Origin of the sequence: Moorena sp. SIO3A2, from assembly GCF_010672265.1 — a bacterium.
Lineage (GTDB): Bacteria > Cyanobacteriota > Cyanobacteriia > Cyanobacteriales > Coleofasciculaceae > Moorena > Moorena producens.
The window spans coordinates 38,519-49,483 of sequence record NZ_JAAHHC010000043.1 but is presented as its reverse complement, the minus strand read 5'-3'; the positions used below and the strand labels follow the sequence as shown (position 1 = coordinate 49,483).

The following is a 10,965-nucleotide window of genomic DNA, read 5'->3' as shown; positions in this document are numbered from 1 at the left end:
TTATGCGGATCAGGGGGGTTAGGTAACAGGATTTGGGAAATGTCGTTGTCAGTCAATGGTTGGTGAGCACTCAATCGCTAAAAACCTGCACCGGTTCTAGGGAGCGAACCTATAAGTCATAGCTTATAACGACTGATGCCCGATGCTGAATTTATTATTATTTTTGATTTAGGGAAGCCGATGGAACCAGACTCTGAAGACTCTTAGGGATTTGGGTGATTCGTGATTCCATAGCGCTGCACCCAAGTAAGAATTAAGCTATCAGCAGACAGCTGATAGCTTAATTCTTACTAATTTACGACAAAAATTTCAAGCCTAAAAACAAAGCAGCAATTGTTCCAGAAACACAAATTTCTCCTTGTTCAATTTTTTTCATAACCTCGTCTACAGGTACCAAAAAAATTTCAACCTCTTCGGTAATATCTAGATTTTGAGTACCCGATGGTTGAGCTTCTTGCGCCATAATTAAATTAATTTTATTGGTATCTTTTACCGGATTATCATATAAAGTTGCTAAGGAAACCATATGCTCGGAAACATAACCAGTCTCTTCTTCTAATTCCCTAGCAGCTGCTTTTATACTATCTTCTTCCATTGAGTTGAAACCACCCCCAGGGAGTTCCAATAAAATTTCTCCCACTCCATGGCGATATTGACGGACAAAAACAACATTGCGATCGCATGTAATTGCCATGATCAGCACAATATCCGGTCTAACATTAATGAAGTAGTCATCAACAACTTGACCACTGGGTAATTCCACTTCATCTTGCCTGACTCGACACCATTGGTTGTCAAAAACCAACTTTGATTTAAGGGTTTTCCATGGCTTTATTGAAATCATTAAATTACTGAATAATTACAAAACTATAAGTTAAAGTATGAAGGATAAAGGTTTAAGGTTACCGGTTGATTTAGAGGTTTAAGGTTACAGGTTGAAGGTTGAAGGTTGAAGGTTACAGGTTGAAGGTTACAGGTTGTAGGTTGTAGGTTATAGGTTACACCTTATAGGCGGCAGATGATCGGGCACACCTATTCCTCACCATCGTCCTAGTAGAGTATAACCTTGGCCAATAGGCCACGCTACGCGAACAAGCTACCCTACAAGGGAAGCCTCAGGCGAACAACCAAATAACTTTCAAACCTACCCTACGGGAACGCCAAAGGCGAACAACCAACTAACCTTCAACCTTCAACCAACTAACCTTCAACCTTCAACCAAATAATCTTGGCCTTTGGCCACGCTACGCGAACAACCTTCAACCAAATAACCATTACTAAATAAACAATGCGTATTGGCGTTGAAACCTTCACGGTACATAAGCGGTTCCCTTTAACCATCAGTCGTGGCACCACGTCTGAAACCACCAATGTCTGGGTCAGGATAGAACAGGAGGGTATTGAAGCGTGGGGCGAAGGGTCTCCGTTTTCCCTAGGAAAGGCAACTAGCCTCAGCAGTAGCTCGTCAGATCCAGGCACAGAGGGTTTCCTGCCCCCTACACCCCATAAGCAAACCACTGAGATTCTGCTAGAAGCTCTAGAGGTGGTTATCCCGATGCTGGAGGCATTTAGTCCTTGGGAACACCAACAAATTGAACGGGTCTTGGAGGAGGTACAGGTGCCATCAGCGGCTTGGGCGTCCATTGATTTGGCAATACATGACTGGCTAGGGAAGCGGGTGGGATTGCCCCTCTGGCGGCTGTGGGGATTGAACCGCCGCCGAATTGTGCCAATTTCCTCTACGGTAGGCATTAGTGACCCAGACAAGGCCAGGCAACGGGTCCAGGACTGGATTCCCATTACTGGTGCTCATGTACTCAAAATTAAATTAGGTTCCCCGGATGGGATTGCTGCTGATCAACAGATGCTACTGGCCATCCGAGATGAAGCACCAGAAGCCGAGTTGAGTGTAGATGCCAATGGAGGTTGGAGTTTGGAGGAAGGGATAGAGATGTGTAACTGGCTGGCGAGTCAGGGCGTCAGGCATGTGGAACAACCCCTCGCTCCTGGAAAAGAGGTTGATTTACCCCAGTTGTATAAGCAATCCCCTTTACCAATTTTTGTGGATGAAAGTTGCAAGACTAGCCAAGATATTCCGCCGTTGGCAAACTGTGTCCATGGTATTAACATCAAACTAATGAAATCCGGTGGTTTAACTGAGGCAATACGGATGGTGCATACCGCAAAAGCTTGTGGGTTGCAGGTGATGTTTGGTTGCTATTCTGACAGTACTCTGGCCAATACAGCAGCTTCTCATCTCTCACCACTGGCAGATTATCTAGATTTAGACAGCCACTTAAACCTAGTAGATGACCCCTTCTTAGGGGCAACCCTACAAAATGGGCATTTGATACCGAATAATTTACCAGGACTGGGGGTGAAACGCCGTGAATTTAACCACTAATCGGCGTATTGCGATTCTACTCCATGAAGGGTTTCTTGGTTCAAAAGGCAAAACCGGACTGACTCTGTTACGGTATTGCCCAACGGAGATTGTGGTAGTGATTGACCACCAGTGTGCTGGGGAATCTTTGTCTAAATTAACTGGAATTAAGGTTAATGTCCCGATTGTAGATTCTGTGTCTGCTGCCCTAGCTTATCAACCGGATATCCTAGCCATTGGTATTGCGCCATCTGGGGGAGCATTACCAGAGCCTTGGTGGCAGGAGGTGAAAGTAGGGGTTGGAGCAGGGTTATCGATTATCAATGGTTTGCATACTCCCATGGCATCTGACCCAGAGTTACAGAAATTACTGCAAGACGGTCAGGTAATTTGGGATATTCGTCGGGAACCGAAGGGATTAGGCATAGCAAGTGCTCAAGCGCGATCGCTACCTTGTCAGCGCATCTTGACAGTAGGTACAGATATGGCAGTGGGCAAAATGTCAGCAGCTCTAGAGTTATATCTGTGCGCCCAACGTCAGGGCATATCATCGAAGTTCCTAGCAACTGGTCAAGCTGGCATTATGATTTCTGGGGATGGCATTCCCTTGGATGGGATTCGGGTAGACTTTGCGGCTGGTGCTGTGGAACAAATGGTATTGCGCTATGGTAATGACCACGACTTATTGATCGTAGAAGGGCAAGGTTCTCTGTTGCATCCTGGTTCTACAGCTACTCTACCGCTAATTCGAGGAACTCAGCCGACGGGATTACTATTGGTGCATCGAGCCGGACAGAAGTCTGTTCGTAATCATGACCATGTGTCGATTCCCCCATTAACCAAGGTGATTGAGCTTTACGAGACCGTTGCTAGTGCTGGTGGGGCATTTGGTCAGGTCAAGGTGATTGCGATCGCACTTAATACTGGCCACTTGGATGATCAAGCTGCCCGGTCGGCAATTGAACAGGTACAAACAGAGACTGGCCTACCTTGTACCGATGCCGTGCGATTTGGAGCAGATGTATTGTTGAAAGCAGCAATTGGTGATAATGAGTCGGGTTAAGACAAAACTATCCTGTACCTCGTCAGTATGATAAACGCTATAAAAATGTTTCCCAGCTTCCCAGCTCCCCATCTCCGGATTAATCTTGGCGTACCTGGCATACTGAAAGAAGGGGGCAAGTAGCAACTACTCCCAGGAAATCTTGACCCAGCAAATTCTAAACGTTAATTCAAACGTTAATTCAATCCAATGAAACGTGAATCCAACAGTTCTAATGGGATACCTGAACTTAATTACACAACCTTAGCGATTCTTGGTGGGGTTTTTGTCTTGGGACTTGGAGTTGGTATTGCTTTTAGCTCTGGTGCCACTCTCAACCCAGAAAATGTTGCCTCTCGTGAAGTGATTGACCGCAGCGCACCCAACCCAGAGCTTTGTATTCAGTATGGTGCCAGTGCGATGGTGACAGATATGCAAGTTTTCGTGACTCTCAATCCCTTTAATGTGTATGTGACTCAGCCCAAGATGCGACCTGGGTGTGTTTTACGTCGGAATAACTGGTCAATTCTAGAACAGAGGAGGCTGATCTCATCGGAACAGGTACGGGAATGCAAAAACAGGATGAATACTTTTGGTTTCACTGGTGTGCTTGAAGGTTCACCGGAAATCCGCTGTATCTATCAAAACGATGCAACCGGTAACTTGTTCCTCAACCAAGGTGGTGCCACCGGACCACGGGAAACCGATCAGTTTTAAAGGTTGAACAAGATGAGTGACGCATTCCCCCACCACGAGAACGCAGGTGGGGGTCAAGGAACTGCCTATTGTGTTATAGTTAATTTAGCTTGAGCGGTACGGCAAAGGACAGAACAAGATTCTGAGCAACCTAGAGGCACGAGGTGTAAATCCTTTGTAGTCGGTTTATATACGTCAGACTCTAGGTAAAAGTTTATAATACAAGCCCCATAGCGGAAGCGATGCAGCGCGGTCTTGGGGAGCCAGTGCGGTCTTCGGGGTTTCCCCCATGAGCAACTGGCGTGGTTTCCCCCACTCGCTATTGCATCAAGACAACGACTTGGGGGAATAGTAAGCGCAAAAGTTCTGGCAACAGGCGCGAGAATGCCGCCTGTCGCGAGGGATAAAACCTTGTAATTAAGACGGACACCCCCACCACGAGAACGCAGGTGGGGGAAGCATTCATGGGTGTTTGGTTGTTTGCCCTTGGGTGCATCAGTTGTTAAGCTTTTGCTACCACAGAAGCTAACATAAATTGCTTCGACTTGATGGAGATAGGGGAAGCGAGAGATAGTAAACGCGATGTTCCTTTGGAACCGCTTCGCGAACGCATCCCAATCAATCTCAGGACAATCGAAGTAATAATCCCCTACCATGGGGATAGCGATCGCAAGGGGAGAAAGCTCAGGGGATGACGGCTCACAGGGGTTAGGGGACCGGTCCCCATTACCGATTAGCCATTACCGATTAGCCATTACCCATTACCGATTAGCCATTACCCATTACCTATTACCTATTACCTATTACCTATCTCCAAAGTAAAAAACCTACCCTTGTCAGGGGGTGTGGGTTCCCTGTTTCAGAGCATCTAGAGCAGTTTTTAATCCCGGTTCCGGTTGATGAAATGTCAGCTTACGGCTTGAAGATTGGATCACAATATTTCCCTCAACAGGGGTGAGGGTAATTTCGGGTTTAAGGGAAACAGTTAAGGATGAGAAATTCATTAGTAAGGCTGCATTTAACCTTAACCCAAGCTGACAACAGATAACGAGAATAATTGTTGCGCGTTAGCAACACCCTATGTTAAATTTCATCGGGATTAATGCCCAGCTGTCGTAACCGTTCTGGGAGTTGTTCAGCTCGTTGGTGTTCGAGTTGAGCTTTTTCTTGTATTTCCTAGGTTGCAAAAGCAAGTTCTGATCACAGGCAGCAATCAGTCCAACTTTTGATGCACTGAGGAAACAGATCACAAAACATGATCATGTGCAATTTACGGATATCACCTATTTAAAATTGTTAAATTTCCGCTGAAATTTCAGTAATTATATCGAGGCCACAGCAGCTTAAATCAGGAAATCCTAGATTAGGTCAATAACAAGAGTTTAACTAGATGAGTTAAAACCAGCGGAAAATCAGGGTGCGATCGCTTAGCTGAATAAATTACACTAATTAAATAAAAAGCTATAGCACTACCCATTAAGATGTTTGACATTCCATAACTCCGAAACGTAAGTAATCGCTTACTTTTAGGTGCGACCCGTGGCGAATTTAATTCGCCGAACGCGCCCCGCGTCTCCTACGGAGAACGGAAAGCGCACCTTTGACTTCTGACCCAAGAACCTTGCTGACTTGCGCGTAGCGCTATATGTTCTCACTCGGGAGATTGACTGACTAACTATGGCGGGTTTTCACTTGGCCTTTAGCACAATCAAGTTTAGGGGCACACACCGTGCGCCCTTAAACTTGATTGGTGTTTCAGTTGATTTGTATTTAACTCCCTATCGTCTGAGAGGTTGTCTGAGAAGTCTCATTTGCTACATCCAAGCCCCCGTTGGTCCCCCAATTCTGGGGGACTTTTAGAAGCAAATTGACTCTTGTTCCCCCCAAGCGAGGGATTGCTCGCTTGGGGGGTCAGGGGGGCAAAATTCAGTATCAAAAAACTTGGGAGATATCCTCTGAGTAATCTCTCTATACCCGATTTGTTCTTAAAAACGTGTTTAGCTTAATTTCCCGATTCCAATTATTCATCCCGGCCAGTCATGAAATCTTTATTGAACTATCTCCAAGCGATCGCAGCCAATGTGGGTTCAGAAAGCCTACCCTATCCTCTAGGGAAAATTTTCCCTTCCCAGTTTCCTCGCCATACACTGATTGGCAGTGTGATGTTAGTCAGTGCGATCGCCGGTTACGCTACTCCAGTATGGGCTGATGCCCAACTCCAGTTGGTAAAAGTCGCTAATGATGCCGATGGTCAGATCGTGACAGAAGTTCCATCAGGACAAGAATTTATCTACACCATCCGCGTCTCCTGTAGTGGGGATGAGGACTGCCAGGATGTGGTGATTACTGACCAACTCCCTCCTCAAATTGATTGGTCTTCTAACAATGTCAGCATCCTTCCTGGACGTCCTGCTACTGTCAACTATGACGAGGATACAGGACTGGCTACCGTTGAGTATAATTCACCGATTCCAGCAGGTTCCCCTGTCAACTTGGAGATTCGAGTCCAGTTTCCCCCCGGTACGACTGTAGACAATACACCAGCGATTAACCAAGCCCAAGGGACGAGTGCTAATGCAGGGAATGCCACCTCCAATGCTCTAACGGTTACCTCTGATGTCGATTCAAACGCTGCTTTAAATAAGTGGACATTGGAGAAAAATCGGGTGATTCCTAGCAATGGTGATCCGGCTCTTGATTCACCAGTGACCTATGAGCTTGAGCTTTGCCATGCCCAGAATCTTGAGAGTGGTATCAACCTACAAAATGTAGTTGTGCAAGATACTCTTCCGGTTGGGTCAAGTTTTGTTAGTGCTACCGATGGGGGTACCCATAACTCCGGGGTTGTCACTTGGAATGTCGGTAACCTCAGTATTCAGAGTGGCAGAAATTGTTTCAACGCACAAGTCTCTGTTGAGTATCCTAGTGCTACCTTCAACACTACTGGTGCCAATAGTACTGTGATTAACCCAGCTACCGCAACAGGAGAACTGATTGATGGCACCGAGTTGAACTTAAATGGTGAGGCTGAACATGGTTTTACAGACGCGAACTATCAAGGCACATTGAATTCTAAATCATTCTCGGGTCAGGTGGCTATTGGCAATGAATTTGAGTTTCGGCTTGACCCAAGAAATACCGGTAATGTACCGATGACTACTCTAACAGTCACTGACGACCTAGATCAAGTCAATGACGATGGGATTAACCTCTTAGATCAGGTGCGGGTCACTAAAATTAGCACAGGCAGATACAACAATTACACCGGGGATGTGATTGTCCGCTACAAAACTAATCTCAACCCCTTGACAGCCGGTACCTCACACCCTCAGAACACCACCCTCACCATTGGGACGGACATCACCTTAGGAGCAGGGGAATACATTACAGGGGTTGAGTTCGAGTACACCAATGTACCAGTAGGTTTTCAAGCTACAGCAAGCAGTAATCGACCAAAACTGTTTGTAGAGGTTCAGCCTGACCGCTCGATGGGGGAGACGATCAAAAACTGTGCCCAACTGACTTGGAAGCCCAATTCACCAACAGACCCCCTGGAAAAGTGCCAACAGACAGAAATCTCGGCATTACAAGCCATCGTAAATCCAAACAAAAGAGACGAAACTCAGAGTGGTCCCTATGCTCCTGGTGACACCATAGAATTTCGGCTACAGTTTCGCAACGAGTCGAGCGCTACCGCAGATTATGTCAATCCCATTATTGCCGATTTACTGCCAGCAGGGCTTGACTATGGGGGTGCCTGGAGGTTTGATAGTGTGGGATCAAGTACTGTGCCCGATAACGCTGAGATCAACTTCGAGGCGATTCCGAACTACAACGGCACCGGTCGCACCTTGCTGCGTTGGCAAATTACAGGAACCCAAATACCAGAGAATAAGTGGCTCAGAATCTATGTCGATACAGTAGTTGAGCAGGGGGTGAGTACAGGTTCGTTGACTAATGAATTATTCATCATGTCCAACGATAGTGTGTTCGATTGCAACAGTAGTAACCGCAGAAGTCAGGATACGGTTGATGTGGATGGGGATGGCATCACCGATGAGACTATTTGTCGAAGAACAGCAAACGTTGAAGTAGCTGCGATCGCAACCCTCGATTCACAAAAGGTAGTTCAGGGTGAGGTCGATACCAGTTTCTCCACTAGTGGCACCACGGTTCCGGGGGGACAGGTAGATTACCAGCTCACTATCACCAATCAAGGCACGGTGCCGATGACTAATATACTTGTAGTCGATATGTTGCCTGCCATCGGCGATACTCAAGTGCTCAATACTAGTTCAGCCAGGGGTTCCCAATGGCGTCCTAATCTCGCTGGTCCGGTTACCGTGGCGATTCCTGGTGTCACTGTTGAATACACCACCAACTCCAATCCTTGCCGTCCCAATCCTAGTGATGGTCAAGACCTCAATTGGCCTAGTGGCTGCGTCGATGACTGGAGTACTACCTTTCCCAGTGACCCCAGTGCGGTTACCGCTCTGAGGTTTAACTTGGGTAACCTGGTTCTCGACCCCCTAGAGTCGGTGATGCTGAACTGGCCGATGCGAGCACCGGCTGGAGCACCAACCAACGGCGAGATTGCCTGGAATTCCTTTGCTTTCGTCTCTACACGAACGGATCAATCCGGTGCCGCAGCTACCCTGTTACCCGCAGAACCCCCCAAAGTCGGAATTCAAATTCAACCCCCCACCCCTGCAATCATTGGAGACTTGGTCTGGGATGACCAAAACGGTAATGGGATTCAAGATAATAGTGAACCAGGTATCAATGGGGTGCTGGTTGAGTTGTGGCAAGACGGGGGTGATGGTCAACCTGGTACCAGTGACGATAGTTTCTATGGTTTTACCTTAACTGCTCCGGATGGTACCGGTAATGATGGCGCTTACCTTTTCTCGGAAGTGCCAGCCGGAGATTACTTCGTTAAATTCATTCCCCCAGACAACCTAAATCTCTCTCCTCAAGACCAGGGTGGTGATGAGACCGCTGACTCCGATGCTGATCCCAATACTGGACAGACAAACGTCTTTAGTGTCAACCAGACTACAGACACCCGTGATTTCGATGCTGGACTAACCTCTGTAGACCCAACTACCGCTAGCTTAGGTGATTTCGTTTGGTTGGATACCGATGACAATGGTACTCAAGATGGGGGTGAAGTTGGTGTCAATGGCGTCACTGTTGAACTCTATGATACTGGTAACACTCTGATCGACTCGACCCAAACCAGTAATGACTTCAATGATAATCCTGGTTTCTATCGCTTCCGGGACTTGACACCAGGCACCTATTATCTAAAGTTCATTGCACCCCCTGGTCATGCTTTCTCTCCCCAAGACCAGGGTGATGACACTCTCGACTCGGATGCTGACGCTACTGGACAAACGGCTAACATTACCTTGAATGCTGGAGACAGTAACCAGGATGTAGATGCAGGAATAGTACCTCAGCCGATCTTAGGGGATTTTGTCTGGATTGATAATAATGGTGATGGACTCCAAAACATTGGTGAATTGGGTTTCAATGGTGTGACGGTTAACCTTTATAATCCTGGTGCTGATGGTCAACCTGGTGGCGGGGATGATAGTCTACTCGCCACTACAGTGACTACTAACGATGTGGCTGGTAATCCGGGTTTCTACTCCTTCTCTAGTTTAGCAGCAGGAAACTATTTCTTAGAGTTTATTGCCCCATCTGGCTATGAGATTGGTTTCCAAAATGTGGGCAATGATGACACGATTGATTCTGATGCTGACCCAACTACGGGATATACCGAAGTGTTTGCTCTGGGTGCATCGGAAGACAAACGAGACCTGGATGTGGGGATGATTGCCCTTCCAGTTACATCTACTGGTGAAGTATCCGGTACTCTCTACCAAGACGATAATCCCCAAAACGATACTTTTGACAATGGTGAATCGACTCTACCTGCCAACATTAGGGTAGTCTTATACCAAGACGTTAACAGTAATGATGTTATCGATGCTGGTGATACCCAAGAAGCCACTACTGATACTGATAATAGTGGGAATTACAGATTCACCAGCTTAAGGGCAGGGAAATACATTGTGCAAGTCGATACCAACGATGCTGAGATCCCCGATGAGTTGATGTTAGGAACCTCTAATGATATACCGATTGAGGTGACTACTACTGCTGTGGGTGACATTAACTTTGGGTTTGATGTTGAAAGCCTCCCCAACGTGATACTGGTCAAACGTATTACCGCTATTAAGCGCAAAGACAGTAACGTTTGGGAATCTTTACCGACATCTGGCTCACTTTTCGTTGATGGTATTGATAGTCCTGGTACTGACAATCATGTTGGAAGCGATCGCGCTCCTGAGGATAATGACCCTAACTGGCCTAATCCCAATGTATATCTGCGGGGATTAATTAACTCTGGCACAGTCATGCCAGGGGATGAGTTGGAATATACTGTGTACTTCCTCTCCAATGGCAGCAATTACGCTAAGAGCCTGCGTATCTGTGACCGAGTTCCGGCAGAAACTACTTTTATTCCGGATGCCTTCAATCAAACTGCTGGTTTCCCAGCTAGTGATGTCGGGATTGCCTTGTTCGAGACTACCGATCCTTTACCCACCAGTGGTTCAGCTGAACCGAATATCTATCTAACTAATATCCCCGATAGCGATCGCGGTCGCTATTACTCACCAGGAACGTCAGTGCCCGCAGGATGTAATGTACCTATCAACCAAAATGGAGTAGTGGTGGTCGAAGTCGGAGATGTGCCCGAAGCTACTGCACCAGGAGAACCGCCAAATTCCTATGGGTTTATCCGATTCCGGGGTCGAGTGAAGTAAACTGTTAC

The 10,965-nt window shown here is 46.8% G+C and carries 7 protein-coding genes; 5 read left to right on the top strand and 2 right to left on the bottom strand.

What is annotated here, in order from left to right:
- Positions 1-295 precede the first annotated feature (295 nt).
- Entirely contained in the window at positions 296-844 is a 549-nt protein-coding gene (locus F6K64_RS30315; protein ID WP_008187228.1) for an NUDIX hydrolase, read from the bottom strand.
- A gap of 444 nt (positions 845-1,288) precedes the next feature.
- Between F6K64_RS30315 and F6K64_RS30310 the strand changes: the two genes are divergently transcribed.
- The 4 genes from F6K64_RS30310 (at position 1,289) to F6K64_RS30295 (ending at position 4,943) form a co-directional block, all read left to right on the top strand.
- Positions 1,289-2,404 (top strand): dipeptide epimerase, encoded by a 1,116-nt coding sequence (locus F6K64_RS30310; protein WP_008187230.1) that lies wholly within the window; start codon positions 1,289-1,291, stop codon positions 2,402-2,404.
- Positions 2,388-3,446 carry an N-acetyltransferase DgcN family protein gene (locus F6K64_RS30305; RefSeq protein WP_008187231.1) on the top strand — a complete coding sequence of 353 codons (1,059 nt, stop codon included), beginning with the start codon at positions 2,388-2,390 and terminating at the stop codon, positions 3,444-3,446. The genes F6K64_RS30310 and F6K64_RS30305 overlap by 17 nt, the downstream gene beginning before the upstream one ends.
- Before the next feature lie 189 nt (positions 3,447-3,635).
- Positions 3,636-4,142, top strand: coding sequence for a DUF3172 domain-containing protein (locus F6K64_RS30300; RefSeq protein ID WP_008187233.1), 507 nt, complete (start codon positions 3,636-3,638; stop codon positions 4,140-4,142).
- A 633-nt stretch (positions 4,143-4,775) separates the two neighbouring features.
- The gene (locus tag F6K64_RS30295; protein ID WP_008187237.1) at positions 4,776-4,943 is read left to right on the top strand and encodes a hypothetical protein; all 168 of its coding nucleotides are present in this window, start codon (positions 4,776-4,778) and stop codon (positions 4,941-4,943) included.
- A 14-nt stretch (positions 4,944-4,957) separates the two neighbouring features.
- Here F6K64_RS30295 and F6K64_RS30290 read toward each other — a convergent pair whose 3' ends face one another.
- Positions 4,958-5,125 carry a hypothetical protein gene (locus F6K64_RS30290; RefSeq protein WP_008187239.1) on the bottom strand — a complete coding sequence of 56 codons (168 nt, stop codon included), beginning with the start codon at positions 5,123-5,125 and terminating at the stop codon, positions 4,958-4,960.
- Positions 5,126-6,160: 1,035 nt separating this feature from the next.
- On the opposite strand from F6K64_RS30290, the gene F6K64_RS39200 reads away from it, so the two are divergent.
- A complete protein-coding gene (locus F6K64_RS39200; RefSeq protein ID WP_287267332.1) occupies positions 6,161-10,957 on the top strand; it encodes an SdrD B-like domain-containing protein in 4,797 nt (1,598 codons plus the stop codon).
- The last annotated feature ends 8 nt before the right edge of the window (positions 10,958-10,965 follow it).

What these genes read in the sequence shown, in the direction of transcription:
- F6K64_RS30315 (WP_008187228.1), bottom strand. Translation starts at nt 844, where the DNA reads ATGATTTCAATAAAGCCATGGAAAACCCTTAAATCAAAGTTGGTTTTT.
- F6K64_RS30295 (WP_008187237.1), top strand. Translation starts at nt 4,776, where the DNA reads ATGGGGATAGCGATCGCAAGGGGAGAAAGCTCAGGGGATGACGGCTCA.
- F6K64_RS39200 (WP_287267332.1), top strand. Translation starts at nt 6,161, where the DNA reads ATGAAATCTTTATTGAACTATCTCCAAGCGATCGCAGCCAATGTGGGT.
- F6K64_RS30310 (WP_008187230.1), top strand. Translation starts at nt 1,289, where the DNA reads ATGCGTATTGGCGTTGAAACCTTCACGGTACATAAGCGGTTCCCTTTA.
- F6K64_RS30300 (WP_008187233.1), top strand. Translation starts at nt 3,636, where the DNA reads ATGAAACGTGAATCCAACAGTTCTAATGGGATACCTGAACTTAATTAC.
- F6K64_RS30290 (WP_008187239.1), bottom strand. Translation starts at nt 5,125, where the DNA reads ATGAATTTCTCATCCTTAACTGTTTCCCTTAAACCCGAAATTACCCTC.